17 protein-coding genes are annotated in these 21,505 nt (G+C 44.8%); 12 read left to right on the top strand and 5 right to left on the bottom strand.

The features are described from left to right. The first annotated feature begins 16 nt into the window (after window positions 1–16). The 4 genes from QXR92_00275 to QXR92_00260 all read left to right on the top strand — a co-directional run bounded on the left by QXR92_00275 (window position 17) and on the right by QXR92_00260 (window position 7,408). Window positions 17–2,617 carry a thermopsin family protease gene (locus QXR92_00275; protein ID MEM0318448.1) on the top strand — a complete coding sequence of 867 codons (2,601 nt, stop codon included), beginning with the start codon at window positions 17–19 and terminating at the stop codon, window positions 2,615–2,617. Between the two features lie 37 nt (window positions 2,618–2,654). Then, window positions 2,655–4,088, top strand: a complete 1,434-nt coding sequence (gene cysS, locus QXR92_00270) for a cysteine--tRNA ligase (protein MEM0318447.1) — start codon at window positions 2,655–2,657, stop codon at window positions 4,086–4,088. Between the two features lie 2 nt (window positions 4,089–4,090). Continuing rightward, window positions 4,091–4,831 (top strand): class I SAM-dependent methyltransferase, encoded by a 741-nt coding sequence (locus tag QXR92_00265; protein MEM0318446.1) that lies wholly within the window; start codon window positions 4,091–4,093, stop codon window positions 4,829–4,831. 156 nt (window positions 4,832–4,987) lie between these two features. Further along, window positions 4,988–7,408, top strand: a complete 2,421-nt coding sequence (locus QXR92_00260) for a plasma-membrane proton-efflux P-type ATPase (GenBank protein MEM0318445.1) — start codon at window positions 4,988–4,990, stop codon at window positions 7,406–7,408. On the opposite strand, the gene QXR92_00255 is transcribed toward QXR92_00260, so the two are convergent. Then, window positions 7,391–8,611 (bottom strand): FprA family A-type flavoprotein, encoded by a 1,221-nt coding sequence (locus tag QXR92_00255; protein ID MEM0318444.1) that lies wholly within the window; start codon window positions 8,609–8,611, stop codon window positions 7,391–7,393. The two genes, QXR92_00260 and QXR92_00255, sit on opposite strands and share 18 nt — an antisense overlap. A gap of 525 nt (window positions 8,612–9,136) precedes the next feature. Further along, a complete protein-coding gene (locus tag QXR92_00250) occupies window positions 9,137–11,137 on the bottom strand; it encodes a V-type ATPase 116kDa subunit family protein (protein MEM0318443.1) in 2,001 nt (666 codons plus the stop codon). A 192-nt stretch (window positions 11,138–11,329) separates the two neighbouring features. Between QXR92_00250 and QXR92_00245 the strand changes: the two genes are divergently transcribed. From QXR92_00245 to QXR92_00210, 8 genes are all read left to right on the top strand, one after another. Then, complete coding sequence (locus tag QXR92_00245; GenBank protein ID MEM0318442.1) at window positions 11,330–11,647, top strand: V-type ATP synthase subunit F; 318 nt, start codon at window positions 11,330–11,332, stop codon at window positions 11,645–11,647. A 134-nt stretch (window positions 11,648–11,781) separates the two neighbouring features. After that, window positions 11,782–12,387 carry a V-type ATP synthase subunit E family protein gene (locus QXR92_00240; GenBank protein ID MEM0318441.1) on the top strand — a complete coding sequence of 202 codons (606 nt, stop codon included), beginning with the start codon at window positions 11,782–11,784 and terminating at the stop codon, window positions 12,385–12,387. A 5-nt stretch (window positions 12,388–12,392) separates the two neighbouring features. Then, window positions 12,393–14,183 (top strand): V-type ATP synthase subunit A, encoded by a 1,791-nt coding sequence (locus QXR92_00235; protein ID MEM0318440.1) that lies wholly within the window; start codon window positions 12,393–12,395, stop codon window positions 14,181–14,183. A 6-nt stretch (window positions 14,184–14,189) separates the two neighbouring features. Next, on the top strand, window positions 14,190–15,593 hold the full coding sequence (locus QXR92_00230; GenBank protein MEM0318439.1) for a V-type ATP synthase subunit B: 1,404 nt from the start codon (window positions 14,190–14,192) through the stop codon (window positions 15,591–15,593). Window positions 15,594–15,605: 12 nt separating this feature from the next. Further along, window positions 15,606–16,256: a V-type ATP synthase subunit D gene (locus tag QXR92_00225; protein MEM0318438.1), complete on the top strand. Its 651-nt coding sequence runs from the start codon at window positions 15,606–15,608 to the stop codon at window positions 16,254–16,256. A 119-nt stretch (window positions 16,257–16,375) separates the two neighbouring features. Continuing rightward, the gene (locus tag QXR92_00220; protein ID MEM0318437.1) at window positions 16,376–16,690 is read left to right on the top strand and encodes a V-type ATP synthase subunit K; all 315 of its coding nucleotides are present in this window, start codon (window positions 16,376–16,378) and stop codon (window positions 16,688–16,690) included. 75 nt (window positions 16,691–16,765) lie between these two features. Next, window positions 16,766–18,190 (top strand): proline--tRNA ligase, encoded by a 1,425-nt coding sequence (gene proS, locus QXR92_00215; protein ID MEM0318436.1) that lies wholly within the window; start codon window positions 16,766–16,768, stop codon window positions 18,188–18,190. Window positions 18,191–18,519: 329 nt separating this feature from the next. Beyond that, window positions 18,520–18,807, top strand: coding sequence for a 30S ribosomal protein S26e (locus QXR92_00210; protein ID MEM0318435.1), 288 nt, complete (start codon window positions 18,520–18,522; stop codon window positions 18,805–18,807). A 24-nt stretch (window positions 18,808–18,831) separates the two neighbouring features. On the opposite strand, the gene QXR92_00205 is transcribed toward QXR92_00210, so the two are convergent. Genes QXR92_00205 through QXR92_00195 form a run of 3 tightly spaced genes read right to left on the bottom strand, consistent with a single transcriptional unit; the run spans window position 18,832 to window position 21,485 of the window. Then, window positions 18,832–19,686: a deoxyribonuclease IV gene (locus tag QXR92_00205; protein MEM0318434.1), complete on the bottom strand. Its 855-nt coding sequence runs from the start codon at window positions 19,684–19,686 to the stop codon at window positions 18,832–18,834. Between the two features lie 30 nt (window positions 19,687–19,716). Further along, the gene (locus QXR92_00200) at window positions 19,717–20,493 is read right to left on the bottom strand and encodes a ribonuclease Z (GenBank protein ID MEM0318433.1); all 777 of its coding nucleotides are present in this window, start codon (window positions 20,491–20,493) and stop codon (window positions 19,717–19,719) included. Next, window positions 20,490–21,485 (bottom strand): hypothetical protein, encoded by a 996-nt coding sequence (locus tag QXR92_00195; protein ID MEM0318432.1) that lies wholly within the window; start codon window positions 21,483–21,485, stop codon window positions 20,490–20,492. Before QXR92_00195 ends, QXR92_00200 begins: the two co-directional genes overlap by 4 nt. Between the last annotated feature and the right edge of the window lie 20 nt (window positions 21,486–21,505).

The following is a 21,505-nucleotide window of genomic DNA, read 5'->3' as shown; positions in this document are numbered from 1 at the left end:
AGTGAGGATCCCAATCATGAACAGGTATCTAACTGCTGGAGCGCTGTTGTGGCTGGTAACTCTTCTCCTGCTATCGGGGAAAATAGCACTGGCACAGGGGGAAACTCTGCATGCATTTCAATGCTACATGGAAACTCTCAACTTCACCTATTCGCATGAGAGGCTCGGAAGCATAGCCCCCAACTATGAAGTTTACTACTCTGAAAACATATCTGCTCCCGGAAGCATAGGCATTTCCATCTTCTCATCTATATTTTCGACGCAACCATTGGAACTAGTTATCAAGGATAGCATAACTGGAAAAGAGATATATAGAAGTAGCGCTTCAAGCAATCTGAGCCTAACTTTCACTGCAAACATTTCTACACCAGCAATTCTGGAGATAGGCATATACAATCCTGGAAGCTATCCAGCTGATTACTACGGCTACATCTCTGTTGAGCTCTGCGGATCTCCTGCTGTAGCAGCCTGGATAAATGGCAATATAAAGGCAACAATCTCTCAGCTTGGAAGCATAGCACCTGTTGGAGTGGTTGATTATGGCGTTACCTCCCTCTCCGGTGAAGCATTCTTCTATTCGATTAGAACAAATTCGGTGCGAGGCATTGTGAACATAACCAATCCCCCATCTTCCATTTCCTATTATGCAAATGGCACAGCGGCTTTTCCCGGCTTCTCCATTCAGCTCAATGCATTCCTCGTTGTCGATCTGGCTGATGGAAAAAGGCAGATATATTGGCTTCAGAACTGCCTCAATTGGAAAAGCAGCTATGGTTCAATGCTAGGATATATCGACAATATATGGAATGCCACATCAGCCCCATCCCAATTTTCTCAGGGAAGAATTGTTGGAAATGGAGGAACATATTGGTATTGGGGAGGAGGAGAGCAGTACTATGCCTATGGGAAGGAAGGCACCATAGCATTTGGAACCCATGATTTAACAATTTCCACTGCTCTTAAAGGTTCTAGCATTATTGTGAACTTCATTCTGGATGGAAAAGTCTACGACTCTGTGCTCATAGAGCCCTATGCTCCTGCCAATAGAGCAGAAATCTACATTGATCCTTCTATAAAGACTTCGTACGGCACTCCTCTGGATCTGGAACTCGTATTTGCTGGATATTCAGCGGAAGAGCCAATAGCTGTTCTCAGTGGAGGAAGCATTGAGCTCTCTCTGTACTACAATCTTTCTGGAAGTTGGATCCCTCCTCTAGCGGCCTGGAGCATTGGAACTGCTACCTATGAGAGAGCTAGAGCAAACTCCATAGCTATTTTCCCCCACTCAGCAGCTGTGCTTCCTGGAAATGCAGAAGCTTACCAGCTCTGGTCGAGCTCCGTAATAGTAGTGACTCCCTATGGAGTTTTCATGCAGGAAAGCAACGACATATCTCAATATCTTAAGGAGATCGATTTGGGCAACGGAACAAGGCTAATCCTACCAAGAGCCTATGTGGACGGGAGGGAGGTAAACGGAAGCACGGTCCCCATGGGAACTGTCGTCTTCATCAATTATACTAGAGAATACCTGGTGAGAGTAAGTTCCCCATTAGGAAACAGCTCGATTTGGGCAATCGATGGAACCCCTCTGATGAATCTAATAAACACAACAATATATCTATCGCAGAGCGAGAGAATGGTTCTTATTTCAGCTTTCATAGATAGCAATAAAATAGACTTCAGCAGCTATTCAATTTCCGGCCCAATTAACCTGACATTAGTTTATGGAAAAGAATATCTTGTGGATCTTCTCACCTATAATGGAGAAAAGAATATATGGATAAGAGAGGGAAGGGATTTCCTCTCGCTTATACCAGAAAGGATAGATCTTGGAAACAGAACTTCTCTGGTGCTTTCTTCCCTCAAGTTCAACGGAACCTATATCAATCCGCAGACCTTCAGCCTTAGCTCTCCTGGAAGGCTTGAGGCTATATATGTTACAGAATACTTGGTGAAAATCATTAGCCCGTTCAATGAGAGCGATGTATGGATAGAGCCAGGAGAAAACCTCAACTTGCTTTCAAGCAAGATAATAGCTTTTAATAATAATACGAGGCTCGTTCTAGTTGGAGCTTTCTTGCCAAATGGAACAGCCCTGGACTTAAACTTCACTGTTAACTCTCCAGTCGATGTGCTTCTCAAATATGAAAGGGAGTTTCTCGTTAATATACAGCTTCTCAACGGAAACTACACAGCTTGGCTTCCTGAGGGAACTTCCTTGAACCTTTCATCTCTCGCATCCACAGTTCATGGAAATAGTGGAATTTATGCATATTCTCTATCATTTCAGCTTCTCTATATCTCAACCTCTCAGGGCAATGTGCTTTCAAATGCTACTCTAAACAATCCCATCGAGGGGAGGGGGGTCTTTAGGGCTAGAGCAGCTATACAAACATCCTTGCTTGGATTGCCCAACGTGCTAACACTTTCAACACTTACCTGTGGAAGCTCAACAAATGAGAGCATTTCATTCATGAGTCGCGAACAGATCCTCACATTGGATGATCCTTCGGTTTCTTCCTGCAGCGTCAGCATCCCTATATCTGTGCCTCTCCCCATAGCTGCCCTAATCACAATTATATTTGGAGCGCTCATAGCAATCAAGATGAAACGATAATAATCCTCTTTCCAATATTTTTGCTGAGGTCAGTAAGATGAGCAGTCTGCCAGAGCTGAGAGTATACAACACAGCATCTAGAAGAACCGAGTCATTCCAGACAGCTGTGCCTGGAATAGTGAGAATGTATGTCTGCGGTCCAACAGTATACGACAGATCTCACCTCGGGCATGCTAGGACATATATAGCTTTCGATGCCGTCAAGAGGTACCTCATGCTCAGGGGATATCACGTAGTCCATATACAGAACATAACCGACATAGATGATAAGATAATAAAAAAAGCACAGGAGACTGGGAAGAAATGGGAAGAAGTTGCGGAGGAGAACATAAAAGCATATCTTGAAGCTCTCAGCAAGCTGAAAATATATCCCACTCTTTCTCCCAGGGTAACCCATCATATAGAGGAGATTATCTCCGCAATTCAGAAACTCATTGAGCTTGGTTACGCATATGAATCAAATGGGAGCGTATATTTCGATGTGAGTAAATACCCATACTACGGAGAGCTATCAGGTAGGAGGAGCATGGAGAGCTGGAGACAGGAGGAAGAGACGCTCAGGGAAAAGAGAAATCCATTCGACTTTGCTCTCTGGAAGAGAATGAAGGAGGGAGAGCCCCATTGGAGCAGCCCCTGGGGGGAAGGGAGGCCTGGATGGCACATAGAGTGCAGTGTTATGTCTTCTAGGTATCTTGGGGTCCCCATAGACATACATGCAGGAGGAGGGGATCTAATCTTTCCCCATCATGAAAACGAAAGGGCGCAGTCTGAGGCTCTGTTTGGAATTAGACCGTGGGTTAGATATTGGATGCATGCTGGCATGCTCACCATAAGGGGGGAGAAGATGAGCAAGAGCCTGGGAAACATGATATACATAGATGAAGTTCTAAAGCGCTGGAGCCCCGAAGTTATAAGAATCTGGGTCCTCAGCTCTCACTACAGGAGCCAACTTGAATTCAACGAGGAATCGCTTCAGCAACACGAGGCAAACCAGCAGAGGCTGGCAACAGCATATAGAGAATTGAGAGCCTCACTCAGGGATTTCTCCCAGAATTTCCGATTGGAAGACGATGAGATAAAGGTCATAAGGGAGATAGAATACCTTCACAGGGAATTTCATGAGGCAATGAGCGACGACTTCAACACGGCCGCTGCATTAAAAAGCGCGAGGAGGGCAACCGATATTTACTTTTCAATATTGAAGAGAAGCTGGAATCCAGCAATAGCAGCACAGCTATTCAGCTTCCTTCATGAGGCCAATCTGGTCTTCGACTTTGTACCAGAAGAAGCATCTCTCGCTAGGGAAGATGAGAGGCTGAAGCAAATGATTGAGCTCTTAATAGCCGTTAGAAGAAGCTTGAGAGAGAGAGGGCTGTACGAGCTTTCTGATAGAATTAGGAGCTCTCTGGGAGAAATGGGCATCGAGCTGCAGGACAGTGGCCTTGAAACAAAATACATAATGAGGAAGTAAATTTGGCCTCATCTCCCAGCGATAAGCAAGTATCTCTCAGCTACTGGTCGAGAATAGTAAAGGTTCTAAGCGATATTCCTCAAATCTATGATTTAGCAAACTTGATAATGAGCATTGGCAGCGTTGTCTATGTTAGGGAAATATTCAAGATTAATGTGAGAAAGCTCTCAACGAGGACTAAATTTCCTGTTCTGGATGCTGGTTGTGGTCCTGGAAGCTCAATAAAAGCTCTGTTGGAATCCCTCGGAGAAGAATCCTACATCATTGGCCTGGATCCCCTCACGAGCATGCTTGAAGAAGCCTTAAGAAGGCACGGCAACAGGCAGGGGATAGAGCTTGTTAGGGGAGTCTTCGAAGCCCTTCCGTTCAGGGATGGAAGCATTTCCACCATAACGTTCTCATTTTCGTTCAGGGATGCCATCAACTACTTCAGAGCAGCTAAAGAGGCTTGGAGAGTGGCGAGAGAGGGAGCAGCTGTCCTAATACTCGACCTTGGCAAGCCTCTGAGGAAAAGGATCTATTCCAAAATATTGGAAGGGCCTTACATGCTCTTTCTTCCTGCCATAGCTGGAGCTGTGCTGATGGGGTGGAGAGGGATAACCAGATACATTGAGCTCAGAAGAACATATACAAGATTCATGAGCACTCCAGCAATCAAATTTCTTTTTCAAAAAATATTTGGAAAGGCAAAGTGCTACTACATGCTAGGGGGAGCGGTCTTTATTCTCGAAGCAAAAAAGTGATCCTACGACCTCTGGAAGCAATCTCTCCAGTGGAAAGCTTAGTGCGACATTTTAAAAGATGCTACAATCTCATAAAATTATTAAGAGCGAAAAATGCTTTTTATAGCTAAATTTGCTACGCTATAATGTGCGAGGAAGCTGTGAAGTGATTGTACAATGAGCAGCACCAAGCAAACTTCTACAAAGGACTTCGAGAAAATCTCTGCTGAAGATGCCATGAAGCTTTTGAGCACAAATGCTGAAGGTCTCAGCGATTCAGAGGCCGAGGAAAGATTGAAGCACTATGGGCTCAATGCTGTTGAGGAAAAGAAGGAAAATCCAATGCTCGAATTTCTCAGGAGATTCTGGGGTCCAATGCCATGGTTGCTTGAAATTGCCATAGCCCTTTCTCTTATAATAGGGCATACGATTGAAGCTGTCATAATAGCAGCTCTACTCGTAATAAATTCCATTGTTGGCTTTGCACATCAGCACTCGAGCAAGAAGGTCCTTGAAACACTGAAGTCAAAGCTAGCACTGAGGGCCAAAGTTATAAGATCGGGAAGACTGAAAAATATTGAGGCAAAATTTCTCGTTCCAGGAGACATAGTAATAGTAGAGCTTGGAGACGTAGTTCCAGCGGACTGCAAAATCCTTGAAGGAAGCATTTCAGTGGACCAATCCATTCTAACAGGGGAAAGCCTTCCGGTGGATCTCTCTTCCGGAGACGTCATATTTTCAGGTTCTGTTGTGAGGAGAGGAAAGGCAAAGTGCTTAGTTGTTAATACTGGAAAGAACACCTATTTTGGAAAGACCGTTGAACTCGTCAGAATAGCGAGACCAAAGTCACATCAGCAGGAGATAATGCTCTCAATAACTAAATATTCAATGTATTTGGGCATTGCAGTTATGATAGTAGCCAGCATATTCACTTATCTTACAGGACTAAAGAACGAACTTATCTCAATAATAGCATTCGATGTAACTATCCTAATGGGCTGTGTCCCAGTAGCTCTCCCCGCAGTTCTGACAATTATGCAGGCAGCAGGAGCAAGAGAGCTGGCACAGAAGGGCGTTCTCGTTGCTAAGCTTGATGCAGTTGAGGATGCGGCCTCGGTGGATGTGCTTTGCCTAGATAAAACTGGTACAATTACAATGGGATCCATAGAAGTAACAGAGCTGATCCCCCTGGGTTCCATTGATAAGAAGGAGCTCCTGGAGCTTGCCCTATATGCAAGCAGTACAGAAACTGGAGATCCAATAGATGCTGCAATAGCAAGGAAGGCCAAGGAGCTAGGGATTGTGCCAAGGGGAAAACAGCTATCTTTTACTCCTTTCGATCCTTCCCTCAAGAGATCTGAGGGAATAGTGGAACTTGATGGGAAGAGAATCCGCGTCTCAAAAGGTGCACCCCAGATAATAAAGAATCTATGCAAGGAGGCATCTCAAAATTTGGAAAAAATTATTGAGGATCTTGCTACAAGGGGTCTGAGGACTCTTCTAGTTTCATATGGAGAAGAAGGAGGAGAAATGAAGATAGTAGGAGCAATAGGACTTTCAGACCCCCCAAGGCCAGACTCAGCAGAACTGATAAGAAAGCTCAAGGAAATATACATAAAGCCCAAGATGCTGACGGGTGACAGCTTCCTCATAGCGAAGGAGGTCTCAGCGAAAGTAGGAATAGGGGACAAGGGAGCATCCCTATCGCAAATAAAGTCCTACGATCAGGAGAAATTTGCTCAAACAATAGAGATGGTGGACTTCATTGCAGAGGTCTATCCAGAAGATAAATATTCAATTGTGAAGGGGCTTCAGAATAGAGGGCACATGGTAGGAATGACGGGAGATGGAGTAAACGATGCTCCTGCCCTCAGGCAGGCCGAGCTTGGAATAGCGGTGAGCAATGCCACAGATGTTGCTAAGGCTTCAGCAGGCATAGTTCTTCTGACTCCTGGACTCAAGGGAATAGTGGATGCTATAATTCAGAGCAGGGAAGTATATCAGAGAGCGCTCACATGGATATTGAACAAGGTTGCAAAGGTAATTCAGTTTACATTACTGCTGGTACTTGGCCTGATGTGGCTGCGCTACGATGTCCTTACTCTAATGGGAATGGCCCTCCTGATTTTTGCCAATGATTTTGCCACAATGTCATTGGCTACAGACAATGCAGAACCCTCACTCAGTCCAAACAAATGGAGCATAAGAAATCTAATGATATCTTCCTCAATAATTGGAATAGCTCTTCTCTTTGAAGCTCTCATAGCCATATACCTGGGACTTAGGCTATTTGCCTTCGGTCAGCATGAGATGCAGACATTCATTTTGCTGGTAATGGTCTTCACCAGCCAATTCAGAGTCCTAATTGTGAGGGAGAGAAGGTGGTTCTGGAGAACAAGGCCGGGAAGGGAACTATCAATTTCCATCATAGGGGTCATAGCTGCCTTTCTTGCCCTTGGAACCCTCGGGTTGATCGTCAAGCCAATTCCACTGACAGCCTCCCTCTTTTCCCTTATCTATTCGGCAGCATTCACATTAGGCATCGATCCTCTAAAGGTCCTAATATTCAGAAAGGTTGGCCTAGCTGCTGAGAAATAGCTTAGCAACCACTTCATGAATTTTTTCCTTATCCCAAGAAGTCAGCTTGGAATTCACCATTATTGGCTCGGGGACTTTGAACCCCTTCTTAACCAGGTTCTCTAAGAGAATTGATGCAGCAGTCCCCCCTCCCCACCCATATGTTCCGATCAAGAGAATTTTCTTTTCCCTGCATAGCTTTTTCCCCATAAGGGAAACCAAATATTCAATGATGGGGTGGGGAGAATTCTCATACGTCGAGGATATGATTACAATCAAAGAAGCATCTTGCATAGCTGCTATTGCATCGGAGAAGTTATTCCTCATCTTGGATGTGAATCTGAAAATTTTGCTGGGTACACCAAATTGCTCTAGAGCTTCCGAAACTTCTTTGGCAACCTCCTCGGAAAAGCCGTACATAGAGCTCAAAGCAATAATAGCCTCCCTCTTCTCTCCACATAGGGACCAGCCCTCATATATGGAGAGAAGGGATTCGAGAGCCCCATTTCCATGAAAAACAGCTCCATGGGCAGGCAGAACTATTTCCGCATTGAGATTGAGCTCTCTGAGCTTCCTAACTGCGCTCACAACATTGTTTCTATATGCACCTATAACATTAACAAAGTATTTCTTCATTTCCCAGAGGTATTTCTCATTTCTTACAATTTCTTCACTTTCTAGAAGCTCGGATTCAATTGAATAGGCACCAAACACATCGCCCGTGAAAAGAGCCCTTCTGCTTTCAAGATAGGTCACTATAGTCTCAGGCCAATGGAGCCAGGGCACATGAAAGAACCTCAGCTCATCTTTTCCAACCTTCAGCGTCCCCCCATCCTTAATCTCCAATCTGGAAGAAGGCGAAATCCCATAGAAGCTCTTCATCAGGTGAAAGGAAATTGGGTGGGATACTATCTTGATGTCTCTGTTCCTCTCAATGAGCAATTCCAGAGCTCCGGAGTGATCTGGTTCCATGTGGTTGACAACGAGAAAAGAAACATCCTTTGGAGAAGCTACTGAGTCCAGGGCTTCGAGAAATGCATAGGAATCCCTGGGGCCCGTGTCGATTAAGATGCCCCCCTCCTCAGTTGATATAAAATATGAATTGTAGGATATCATTTCCGGAATCTCCCAGAGGGCCTCGAAGAACCTCGTCTCAGAATCAATGATCCTTATCATCGTAATATTTCTGGAAATCTTCCTTATGCTCCACTCAACCTTTCCCATGGTAATTCTCCGGTTTAAGCATACTTTAGTATTAAAAAAACACGATTTATATTTTTAGGGTTTTGCATGGATTCAAAAGAGCTATCTCTGGATGGTTGCTCTCCTGGCGCAGGCTTCATCAAGGTTAATTTAGGCTATTTCAGAGCCTGAAAATTGTCTACGAGAAGAAGAAAGCTGTTGCATAATCCGTTGGCAAAAGAGAGCTATTCGAGAAGTATGCTAAGCGAGAGAAAAATAGAGAGATTTCGTAAGCAAGCTCGCTAAGCAGTTAACCACCTTTTCCCCAAAGCTGTTCATGTTTTTGAAGACCTCGAAAAGGAAGGCTTGGTTGCTAGAGGGAAAGCTAGCTAGAAGAGGAGGGAAGGGAAATGCTTGAAGACCCTGGGAAGCAATGCATAAGAGGCTCTCAGAGAAGGCACTAGTCGTTAAGGTTTCTCCGCACAACGCTTTTTAAACCTGCCCACGATGCGGTTTCAAGCTAGACAGACAAATATTGGATAAACGGTGAAGCTTAAATCACAATACTTATTCTATCACTATGTTGAGAAGGGGCCTCAGCGGAGTGAAAGGAATTCCACTCCCAGAATAGAACTTGCTGAACCACTCGTAATAGTGCAGCCTGAGAGAGTGGGCAAACACAATAACTCCTTCTAGTCCTGCAGCTAATAGGTTTCCAATCACATAGATCAAGATTCCTGCTACTATTCCAGCCGTGCCACTCATCAAGAGCTTTGCTAGAACTGTGAAGCTGTACATTAGCCCTGCATGGGCAACACTCAGTCCCAAAATCCTAAGAAAGCTGGCAGTGTTGCCTATCATCATGAGAACAGCTTCGAACATTTCCATGAAGGACATAGTGATTGCTGAGGACACAGATCCCCTTTCATGTTTTACAACGTGGAAAATGGGTTCTGCGAGGAACATAAGAAGAAGGCCAGATATCGATCCCCACCTCACAAGGAAGCTCTGAAGGTCTCCTGCTCCACCGAAGACGGCTCTGTATATAATGCTTCCGGCCTCAGCTGAATTATAAATAACGAAAGGATATAGAGCAAATGTGAAGGCAATGAACTTTGGTAGCCCTACCTCAATTGCCCCGATCAAGTCCCTGGAGATAATGTAGTTCAGCATACCTATAAAAGTGCCCAAAATCAGCAATGTTGAACCCAATCTCAGCGAGATATTGATCATGATGTCAACAGCGGTTCCTCCAGCTTCAAACGGGCTTGGAAGCGGTGGATGACCATGCCACAGAATTTCTCCAAGGTTTGTCAGCGGTCCAAAGAACTCTCCAGCCAGCAATCCGCTTACTACGCTTGCAATGCCCAGGTAGATCGCCAGTAGCCCAGTGTTCTTCCATCCTTCCCTTCCCTTCGCCCTCCTCATTAGAAAATAGCCAAAAAGCGCTACAAGGAGCCCGTGTCCAGCATCCGGGAACATCAGAGCAAATATTACAGGAAAAGTTATAGCAACCATAAGCACTGGATATATTTCACTTGCCTTAGGAGCTCCATAGTTGTCCACTATCATCTTGAACGGCTTGAGGAAGCTTGGAACAGATATTGATGAGGGAACCTCTTCTGCAGTGAACCCCCTCTCAACTTTTCCTATGAAAAGTAGAAATTCATCGTTGAGTGCTCTTCTAAGCATATCCCTAGTTTTCACAGTCTCTTCCGAGGGAATGAATCCCCTTACTACTATAAAGCTATCTGTTACTCTTGAGAAAGACAGAATCTTCATTGCTTCATTTGCTGTAAAGGCTTCAGCATAGAGCTCAATTATTCTGTCCTTATAGCTCAACAGCTCTGCCTTTCTGCTCTCCAATTCTAACTCAAGTCTCTCCAGCCTACTTCGAATTTCCTCGCAGGCCCTCATTGGATTGCTTGGAAGCCCCTCCCCAATCTCAATCTGCTTGAAGCCCAGCGATGCTAGAATCCTCTCCACATTTTTCTCGTTTTCCCTCAGGGAGAAGACTACAAGCAGTGATCTTCTCTCATTTATTGGCCAGATGAAAAATACCTCATCCTTGAGAAATGTTTTTGCAGCTTCAATTGAGTCAGAGGGAATCTCGCCTATCTTAACTGAAATAAGCTTCAGATCGAGTATTTCCCTGAGATCAATATCCAGGTTACAGAGAGGCTCCAATTCCCTCAGAAGATCTACTAGCTTGGTTGCCTGCTGCTTTTCCTCTCTTAGGGCTGAGACTATTGGATCAACCGATGCTTCCAAGGACGAAATCTTAGAAAGAAGCTGTTTTGAAAAATCTATCCAATCCGCTATCTTGAGGGAGCCGCCTCCAGAAGAGAGGAAGATCCCAACCTCTCTCATATAATCATTCAGCTTTCTAATCTTTGATGTGAGCTCAAATGACAGTTTCTGCGCAGTTATATCTGTATCCCCGGGAAAGGAAGCATCTACTGAAATTGGATGAAATATGTTGGTGCTGAGAAGCGTTGAAGCTAGCCTGCTTGAGTTCTTCCTGGAGGTCATTATCGTTATCTCAGCTATCTCTCTTGAGATGAACATCAGCAGCAAACCTCTTCAGCAGGGATGATGACAGGTAGTTCTTAATTCTAACCTTCTCTAATTTATTTTTTCTCTATCTATGATTAGAAAAAGATAGCAGGCTGAAAAATAAACTATAAAAAATAATAATAGAAAAAACAATCTACACTAGAAGACTTTGTGCTTTTATGCCGTCTCTGGAGATGTAAGAATATGAGCACAGATCCAATGGAAGGTAAAGTTGTAGTTATAGGAAATGCAGATCTTGTGACAATGTACAGGAGCATAGGCTGCTTGGGAGAGGTTCAAAGAAATCCCACAGAAGCAATAAAGCTGATCGAGGTCTATGCCAATAGAAACGACATCTCTCTAATACTAGTTGAGAAGGATCTAGGTGAGGTTATTTCTAAGGAAATAGATAGAATAAGGAGAAGGACGGGAAAGATCATATTTCTTCTTCCCTCTCCCAGAAGCGGCTTTGCTCCCTCCAACATGAGAGAGCTAGTTCTGAAAGCACTTGGCTTTGGATAGCGATCGAGCCTAGCTACAAGGCTTCACATGGAGGATCAACTATTATGTTATTACAATGAAAAATGTCATTTTTCGAGGCTAAGTTTTTATAGGGAATGAAATCCATTTAAAAGCTCGTTACTTGGGTGAGATGCTTGGAAGGGGGTAAGCCAGAGAAACTGTCCTCAGCAGTCATAGAAAGAGCGCTCAAGGATTATGCTGAGTACATAAATGGAGTTAAGAAAGACGCTCTCACAATGCTCGATGATGGATACAGGAAAATAAGAGCTGAAGCCCTGTCTAAACTCAATGAGGAATATTCCTCTTACATTGATTCGCTCAGGAGCCTCGAGTCATCTCTCGAGCTGAATACCAGGTTGAGCTCTCAGATGAAAATAAATGAAATTGTTGAGAAGGTGCTATCAGCTTCTGAAGAAAGAATTTTCGGGATGAGCGAAAAAGACAGGGAGAAACTCTATAGCTCAGCCCTGAAGAGAGTCCTATCATCTTCCCTCAGCAGCTCGATAGAGCTTCATGTTGAGGCAAAGGACAGGAAGATTTTTGAAAAAATTGTCAAAAAGATTGCTGAAAAAGCGGAGGAAATCGAGATAAAGGCTGATCTTCCTGAAGGAAGCGGAGGCTTTGTTCTGGTTTACCCCGAAACAGGCATATCCCAGGATTTTACGCTGAAAAGAGCCTTTGAGCTAATGAGAGACGAGCTCATGAGCACAGCAAAAAAGGTTCTATTTGAAGAGGAATGATCTTCATGAGTGTCCTTGGAAGAATTAGGAGAATATCAGGATCCTTAGTAGTTGCAGAAGATATGGCTGGCATAAAGATGTACGAGGTCGTTGAGGTTGGAAGCGAAGGGCTAATAGGGGAAGTATCGAGGATTGAAGGAGATGTTGCTTATATTCAAGTTTACGAATCCACATCCGGGCTCAGACCTGGAGAAATAGTTAGGGGAACAGGAGCTCCCCTGTCTGTTGAGCTGGGACCAGGGCTAATTAGCCAAATATATGACGGAATTCAGAGACCTCTGGAAGAAATTAAGAGAGAGACAAACTCAATTTTTGTGAAGAGGGGAATAAAGCTTCCCGCTCTACCGAGAGACAAGAAATGGCACTTTGTTCCTGCCGATCAAATCAAGCCTGGAGAGAAGCTTGAAGGTGGGACCATTATTGGAACTGTGAAGGAAACAGAGCTCATAGAGCATAGAATAATGATTCCTCCAAATCTACATGGTACACTGAAGGAGATTGTTCCAGAGGGAGACTACAGCATAGAGGAGGAAATAGGAACTATTGAACAATCGGGGAGAGAGACCCCCCTCAGACTCTATCATACATGGCCTGTGAGGATTCCCAGACCATATTTAGACAAGCTCGAGCCAACTGAGCCACTTATAACTGGGCTCAGAATAATTGACACGCTTTTTCCAATAGCAAAAGGAGGGACAGCAGCAATACCAGGGGGCTTTGGAACTGGGAAAACCGTAACCCTTCATGGGCTAGCACAGTGGAGCGAGGCAAAGGTCGTGATCTACATAGGATGCGGAGAGAGAGGAAACGAGATGACCGAAGTTTTGGAGAGATTCCCAGAATATAAGGATCCATGGACCGGAAGACCTCTCATGGAGAGAACGATCCTAATAGCAAACACGAGCAACATGCCAGTGGCAGCCAGAGAGGCAAGCATCTATGTTGGAATAACCATGGCGGAATACTACAGAGACCAAGGCTACGATGTCCTCCTAGTAGCAGATTCCACAAGCAGATGGGCTGAGGCTCTGAGAGAAATAGCTGGAAGGCTTGAGGAGATGCCTGCAGAGGAGGGATATCCCAGCTATCTGGCTTCAAGAATAGCCGAGTTCTATGAAAGAGCGGGAAGGGTTATAGCTATTGGTAATCCCAGAAGGATTGGTTCGGTGACGCTTGGAGGAGCAGTTTCGCCTCCGGGAGGAGACTTCACGGAGCCGGTAACAAGCCATACCAGGAGATTTGTGAGAGTTTTCTGGGCCCTCGATACAGCTCTAGCATATTCAAGGCACTATCCAGCTATAAACTGGCTCCTCAGCTATAGCGCATATGCAGATACGGTGAGTGAGTGGTGGAAGAAGAACGTTGATCAGAGATGGCCAGAGGACAGAAAGAAGGCTCTTGACATACTGTACAGAGAAAACGAAGTGAGAGAAATAGTGAGATTGGTAGGAACGGAGGGCCTAAGCGAATCGGACAAGCTTGTCCTTTTCACAGCAAGGCTGATCAAGGAAGGATTTCTCAAGCAGAATGCATTTGATCCGATCGATGCATTTTCAGATCCTCGAAGACAATATAAGATGCTGCGATCTATACTCACTGTCCATGAAGCAGTTCAGAGCATAATATCGCAGGGATTGGCGACAGTCTCAGAAGTCGAATCGGCTATTTCGGATCAAGTAGCTCAGCTGATGAGAGGAAGATATACTATACCGCACGACAAGCCGGAGGAATTTGATTCCATTGTTAATAATATTGTAGAAAAGCTAAAGTCATTCAATCAATCACAGTCAAGGTGATTTCGCGTGGCGCTGAGAGAAAAGAAAGGAATATCTGGAGTGATTGAGTCTAAGGAAGTGGAGAGAATAAGAGGCCCGCTCCTTTTCGTTAAGGCTTCATCTGGAGTAGCTTTCGATGAGCTAGTTGAAGTGGAGCTATCCTCTGGAGAGAAGAGGAGAGGAAGGGTACTGGATGTGAGCAGGGGAGTAGCTGTAATACAGGTCTTCGAGGGAACTACAGGGATTTCAACAACTGGAACAATCGTTCGTTTTCTTGGTAAGACACTCGAATTGGGAGTATCCGAGGACATGCTGGGCAGAATATTCAATGGTCTTGGAGATCCCATAGATGGGGGGCCATCAATCATAGCTGATGATAAGAGGGATATCAATGGAGAGCCCCTCAATCCATCATCCAGAGCTTATCCAAAGGACTTCATACAGACCGGAGTCAGCGCAATAGATGGAATGAACACTCTGGTAAGAGGACAGAAGCTTCCAATATTCAGCGGGGGAGGCTTACCTCATAATCTGCTTGCTGCACAGATTGCTAGGCAATCTGTAGTAAGAGGAGAAAACGAGCAATTCGCTGTTGTCTTTGCTGCTATTGGAATAAAATATGATGAGTTCCTGTTCTTCAAGAGATTCTTCGAGGAAACTGGTGCAAGAAACAAAGTAGCAATGTTTGTCAATCTTGCCAATGAGCCTGCAATGATAAGGCTTGTCACTCCAAGAGTAGCGCTCACGCTGGCGGAGTTCTTGGCGTATGAGAGAGACATGCATGTGCTCGCGATAATTACTGACATGACTAACTATGCTGAAGCACTGAGGGAAGTTAGTTCTGCCAGAGAAGAAATACCTGGAAGACAGGGATATCCTGGATACATGTACAGCGATCTGGCATCAATATATGAGAGGGCTGGGAGGGTCATAGGAAAGAAGGGAAGCATTACACAAATGCCAATCCTCTCAATGCCAAATGACGACATAACTCATCCTATTCCAGATCTCACTGGCTATATCACAGAAGGGCAGATAGTCCTTGATAGAGGACTTTACAATAGGGGAATATACCCACCAGTGAATGTTCTCATGAGTCTTTCCAGGCTAATGAAGGAGGGGATAGGTGCTGGAAAGACTAGGGAGGATCACAGTGATGTTTACAATCAGCTATACGCAGCATATAGCAGATCTCAGGAGCTGAAGAGCCTGGCAACAATAATAGGGGAGGAGAGCCTCAGTGCAACAGACAAGAAATATCTGAGATTTGGGGAAGCATTTGAGAGAACTTTTATCAATCAGCTCCCAACGGAAAATAGAAGCATTGAGGAAACTTTGGAAATAGCTTGGAATGTTCTATCAATCCTTCCAGAAACGGAGCTCACCAATATCAGACCAGAATACATACAGAAGTACTACAAGAAAAACTGAGGTAAGCAGAGCTTGAGCTTTGACAAAAGAAGCAGACTACCTACGAAAATAAACCTGATAAAACTAAAGAGGGATCTCTCTCTAATAAGAAGAATAAGGAAGGTTCTTGATGAGAAGAGGTCCGCCCTTCTTCTCTACATAAGGACGATGATAGGGGAGTATGAAAAGCTATATGCGGAGACATCTGAAGAGCTGAAGAGAGCATATGCTTCCTATAGCGAGGCACTCTTCGAGATAGGCTTGAAGCGATCAACAGATATAGCCGTCTCTGTCCCACCCAGCCTCTCAGTAGCAGTTAAGACAAAGCTTGTCTTCTCAGTGAGAACCCCCTATCTGAGCCTCAACAGAGACTCGATCCCCCAAATGCTTTTCCCAGCAGATATACCTCCATCCTTCTTCCGAGCGAGAGACGAGCTGAAAAATACCTTTGAAAAGCTTCTCAAGCTCATAGAGCTCGAGAACTCAATATTCAGACTCATAGCAGAACTGAAAGGAACGCAGCGCCTGATAAATTCAATTGACTACGCCATTTTGCCGGACTATGAGAAAAGCATAAAGTACATCTCGCTTATCTTGGACGAGAGGATGAGGGAGGAATTCACGAGGCTCAAAGTGCTTAAGGCAAAAAGGACAGCTTCTGCACAGGAGGAAAAAGAAGGGTAAAATAGAAAAAGAGCTTTAATAATAAAGAAATTCCAGGCCTAATCATGAACTGAAAAATTAAGCAATATTTAAAAGAGGGAACCCAATTAATAACATCAATCCATGGAGAGGTAGAGATGATGAGAGCTTACAAATTCCTTCTATATGGGTTATTTGTATTCCTTGCACTAATAATGATGGCATCAGCTGCCTCTGCACAGACGACAACTGCAGAGGCAAGCGTTTCCAGCTACAAGGCCCTAGGAGCAGCACTAGCTGTTGGACTCGCAGGTCTAGGGGGAGGGTATGCAGTGGGAGTTGCTGGATCTGCTGGACTGAGCGCTCTAACGGAGAAGTCGGAGCTATTCAGCAACGTTCTCCTAGTTGTGGCCCTTGGAGAGGGAATAGCTATATATGGTTTGATAGTTGCCATTCTGATAATAATTCTGATCTGAGCGTTTCCAGATTCGCATCTTAGAAAGCTTTTTCCATGTTTTCAGTCCCCAGGGAGATGGTTCGTAGTGGCTGAGATGGGAGATAAATTCAGCGAATGGTTCGATAGGGTACTGAGAGAGGCAGAAATATACGATTACGGCAGGTATCCCATAAAGGGAGTAGGAATATGGATGCCATATGGGTATGCTCTCCGAAAGAACATACTAGATGTTGTTAGGAGAGAGCTGGACTCCACAGGACACGAGGAAGTTCTTTTTCCAATGCTAATACCTGAGGATCTCTTGGTCAAGGAGGAGGAGCACATAAGAGGCTTCAGGGATGAAGTATACTGGGTTACTCATGGAGGGCTCGAGGAGCTTGATGTGAAGCTAGCTCTGAGACCGACAAGCGAGACATCCATTAGCTATATGGAAAGCCTCTGGTTTAACAGCTATAAGCAGCTCCCAAGAAAATTCTATCAGATAGTGAGCATATTCAGGTATGAGACAAAGTCAACCAGACCTCTGTTGAGGCTCAGGGAGGTAACAACGTTCAAGGAAGCTCATACAGCTCATTCTTCCTTCGAGGACGCCGATAGACAGGTCAAGGAAGCTCTCGATATATATTCGAGAATATTTGACAGCCTTGGCATCCCATACATAATTTCAAGAAGGCCTGATTTTGACAAATTCGCTGGAGCCCTTTACACAATCGCCTTCGATACTGTATTTCCTGATGGAAGAGCTCTTCAGATAGGAACAGTGCATCATCTGGGGCAATCGTTCTCAAAGCCAATAGATGTTAAGGTAATGCTGAGCGATGAGAGTATAGATTACGTCTGGCAGACGAGCTATGGAATTTCGGACAGAGTCATTGCCTCAGTAATAGCTGTGCATGGAGACGAGAGAGGAGCAGTTCTACCATTTAGAATTGCACCTCTGCAGGTTTCAATAGTACCTATATATTTCAATGAAGAGGAGAAAGCCTCCTCACTGAGATATGCGAGAGAGATAGAGGGCAAGCTGAAAGATTGCGGTATAAGAGCAAAGATAGATGAGAGGGAGGAGCTAACTCCAGGAAAGAAATTCTATGACCTTGAGCTAAGGGGTATCCCCATCAGAGCTGAGATTGGAAGGAGAGAGGTCGCTGGAAGAACTGCTGTCCTTGCTAGGAGAGATCTGTTGAAAAAAGTCGTCGTTGAAGCTGACAGAATATGCGAAGAAGTCATCAGAATTGGAGATGAGATTGACAGGAACTTGAAGGAGAGAGCATGGACTAGGCTCAACTCAAGCATCAGGAGGGTGATTTCCCTGCAGGAAATTGAAAATTATGAGGAGAGGAAAGGAATAGTTGAGACGCCATGGTGCGGAAAAGATGACTGCGCTCTGAAGATGCAGGAGAAAACCGGACTCAAGGCTCTGGGATCTCCAATTGATCCTCCGGACTGGGTTGCTGGGAAAAAATGTCCTATCTGCGGCAGAGAGGCTAAGACCTCTCTCAGGCTTGCTAGAACTTATTGAGAATCCAATTTGACTACCATTTCCTGCCCTAAATTTCTGCAGGCTTTGCTGTGTACTTTTCTTTCTTCTCCAAGCTTCACATTAGCTATTATCACTCTGAATGAGAGTCATGGAAATTTTTCCAGCTAAATAATCTCTGGGCCTTCCACACAGCTTCCCAGGCTAATTCCAGACATCCTGCAGAGACTAAAAAAAATTAAAACAGCTTTCACACACTCAAGAATGCTGGTCCGCTTGAGCTAGAAAACAGCGATCTGCAAAGATTTAAAATCTTTCAGAACAAAGGTTTTGCCAATATGCTTCACTGATTTGAGAGGGAGAGTGTGTAAATGCCGAAAAAGAGAGAGAGCAGAGGAAGACATAAAGGAGGAAAGGGCTATGTAGAGAGGATTCAATGCGACAACTGCGGAAGGCTTGTTCCCGAGGATAAAGCAATATGTGTTGAGAGAATGTATTCTCCCATCGAGCCCCAGTTGGCAAGGGAGCTCGAGAAGAAGGGAGCAATAATAGCTAGATACCCTGTCAAGAAATGCTATTGTGTTTCCTGCGCCATTCATCTTGGAATTGTCAAGGTGAGGGCGGAGGAGGAGAGAAAAGCTAAGCAAAACATAATTTGAGCTTGTTCTTTCAAGCAAGTGCTCTTATTTCTCGAAACAAACATCTTCACAAATGCTCTTCATTTTTAGAGCATCTCGCTCAAGCACAGGACTTTCGCTTATTATTATAGCATCTATGCCTACTTCTCTGTAAGCCCGGCATACAATACTGAAGTCAGGACCAAAATTTTCGTCGAGGGTGTGATGCTCCTTTTCTCCGCCTCTTGTATATTCAATCTTAGAGAAGTGCGTGTGCAGGGGGTTCACAGCCTCTCTTCCCAGCCCTCTCTCTAAAGCTTCTATGACCTTCAGAACATCCTCGTAGCCCGTTGGGAATTTTCCCAAGCTTCTAGCATGGAGGTGAGCCCAATCAACCACAGGCCTGCATCTGTCAATTTCACTGCAGATCTTTATTATATCATCTACAGAACCTACCTGCTTCGTCTTTCCCGTAGTTTCAGGTCCCAGCCACACATTAGAAGCAGATACATTCAACGCTCTGCTTCTAACTTCTTTCAGGGCAGATATCACTCTGGCTACTGCTTCCTTTGTCCCCCAATCCAGGTAGTATCCAGGGTGAAAGACAACGACATAGCTGCCCATCCAACTAGATGCCTGGAGAGAGTCCACGAGCCTTTTTATGCTGCTCTCCACCTTTTCCTGCTCAAGTGCGGAGAGATTAACATAGTAGGGAGCATGCATGCTCAAAACAACATCGTTTTCCCTGGCAAGGCTACCTAACTTCTCTGCCCTCTCCCTAGATATGTTTACACCCCTCACAGCCTCATACTCCATAGCATTCAGTCCGATCTCTCTGAGAAATTTGGGAGCATCTAACAGATCCCCATGCAGATCTATTGGCTTCCCTGCAGGACCAAACCTGATTTTCCCACATGGCAAACCTGTTCACCAATTTCTAGTAGTGATTTCCTACAGATAAAACTTCATTCCATCTTTTGCCAAGAAGCTCATGGGAAAAATTCTTCTAGCCTCTCTCTCCAGAACGAGGGGATCGCTGCTGTATCTGCTGCTTATATGAAAAAGGAATAGGATTCTTGCTCCTATATCCCTTGCTAGCAAAGCAGCATCTCTCGATGTTGAATGTCCATAGTTCCAGGCTTCAGCTCCAACCTCCTCAGAAAAAGTGGAATCGTGTATTAGGATTTCTGCGCCCCTTATGGCATCTCTATAACTATCGCAGGGCATAGTATCACCAGTATATGCTAGTGAAAATCTAACTTTTCCTCCATGACTCTTCCCAACCAGAAGATATCCAAAGGAAGGAGATATAGTATGACATGTTCTAAAAGGCACAACATCTATAGCATCTCCTATGCTCAATCTGCTTGGCTCCTCTACTTTAATTTCGAAGGAAGGAGTAAAGCTGGTTATTCTGAAGGAAGCATCAAGAAAAGACCGAATTTCTGCAGGAGAAATGACGAGAAGAGGCCTAGTCCTTGATTCCATGCTCATTGTCTGGATTAGACCAGGAAGGCCGAAGATATGATCTCCGTGAAGGTGAGAAACCAAGATAGCATCTATTTTGGCACTTCCAATGCCCAGCCTTGAGAGGGAAATCTGCGTTCCCTCCCCAGCATCCAGAAGAATGTATTTTCCTCTGTACTGCAGCAGAATTCCCGGCATGCCCGAACCTCCGCTGGGAACTCCCGCAGCTGTTCCCAGAAATATTAGCCATGCATCGCTCATTCCTTCACCATCACCATCACTGCTCTGGTTAACCTGTTGTGGACGTACATCGGGCACTTATGCTTCAAAAAAACTCCCTCTGGTATGGAAACACTTCTTGCCAGATCTTCATCTATGGAGATGACGATCCTCCCTCCCTTTTCAATAGTTTCAGAGATCTGCTGTAGAGCTCCAGAGAGGAGCTCTGTTGGAGCTGAATAGAGAGATCTAATTGATCTATTATATGGAGGGTCACTTACCACATGGCTGAAGGCCCCTCTCCTCATAGGAAGATGAAGGGCATCAGCCCTCACTATCTCAAACGGCTGAGGCGATAGAGCCCCAAGGTTTGCTTTTGAGCCTGCACACATATCCCTTCTTATATCGCTGCAGAGAAGCTCTATATTCCATAATTCTGAGGCAGCTAGGAGGATAGTACCAACACCACAGAAAGGATCGTATACAGCTTTTCCTCCAAAAGGAGATGCCAGATTGACCAGGAGCCTCGCGAACCAGGGATTTAGGGCCCCGGGCTTATAAAATGGAAGAGTATGGGGATTTCTGCTCATCAGCTCCCCCTTTCCCTTTGAGGACAGAGACTCTCCCACAATTATGACTCCATCAGTGAGGAAAATTTCCACCTTTCCTTGTCCTCCCTCCAAATTTCCACATCTATCCCGCAGTAGCCCCTCAATCGTCTTCAGAGCCCTCTCCCTTCCCATTTCCCTATTCATTCCCTGCATCCTTCTTATTTCAACTTCACCTATGGAATCAGGACAGGCAAAATGCCTTATCTCCCCCTTCGCACCCAAAATGAGAAGCACCTTTCCAACCGACTTCAGAGTCGATGAAACGGACTGTGCCCACACAATGCTATTTAGATCCCCTATTTCAAAGAGCTCCACTCCAGTGAAAGAAGCTATCTCTCTGAATCCTTCCTTATTCTCAAGCAGTGAAAGCATCTCAGCTCTGCTCAGACAGGCATGCTTTCCCGATATGTTGGCATAGGCCACATGAGTCAATCTTCAGCTTT

It is taken from the genome of Fervidicoccaceae archaeon (genome assembly GCA_038734945.1).
In the GTDB taxonomy this organism is placed as follows: domain Archaea; phylum Thermoproteota; class Thermoprotei_A; order Sulfolobales; family Fervidicoccaceae; genus ARK-14.
This window is presented reverse-complemented; position numbering and strand designations above follow the sequence as displayed.

Bases quoted from the DNA above. Each gene is read 5' to 3' on its own strand.
- QXR92_00235 (MEM0318440.1), top strand. From the start codon at position 12,393: ATGAGTGTCCTTGGAAGAATTAGGAGAATATCAGGATCCTTAGTAGTT.
- QXR92_00245 (MEM0318442.1), top strand. From the start codon at position 11,330: ATGAGCACAGATCCAATGGAAGGTAAAGTTGTAGTTATAGGAAATGCA.
- QXR92_00200 (MEM0318433.1), bottom strand. From the start codon at position 20,493: ATGAGCGATGCATGGCTAATATTTCTGGGAACAGCTGCGGGAGTTCCC.
- QXR92_00255 (MEM0318444.1), bottom strand. From the start codon at position 8,611: ATGGGAAAGGTTGAGTGGAGCATAAGGAAGATTTCCAGAAATATTACG.
- QXR92_00220 (MEM0318437.1), top strand. From the start codon at position 16,376: ATGAGAGCTTACAAATTCCTTCTATATGGGTTATTTGTATTCCTTGCA.
- QXR92_00260 (MEM0318445.1), top strand. From the start codon at position 4,988: ATGAGCAGCACCAAGCAAACTTCTACAAAGGACTTCGAGAAAATCTCT.
- QXR92_00210 (MEM0318435.1), top strand. From the start codon at position 18,520: ATGCCGAAAAAGAGAGAGAGCAGAGGAAGACATAAAGGAGGAAAGGGC.
- proS (MEM0318436.1), top strand. From the start codon at position 16,766: ATGGGAGATAAATTCAGCGAATGGTTCGATAGGGTACTGAGAGAGGCA.
- QXR92_00250 (MEM0318443.1), bottom strand. From the start codon at position 11,137: ATGTTCATCTCAAGAGAGATAGCTGAGATAACGATAATGACCTCCAGG.
- cysS (MEM0318447.1), top strand. From the start codon at position 2,655: ATGAGCAGTCTGCCAGAGCTGAGAGTATACAACACAGCATCTAGAAGA.
- QXR92_00275 (MEM0318448.1), top strand. From the start codon at position 17: ATGAACAGGTATCTAACTGCTGGAGCGCTGTTGTGGCTGGTAACTCTT.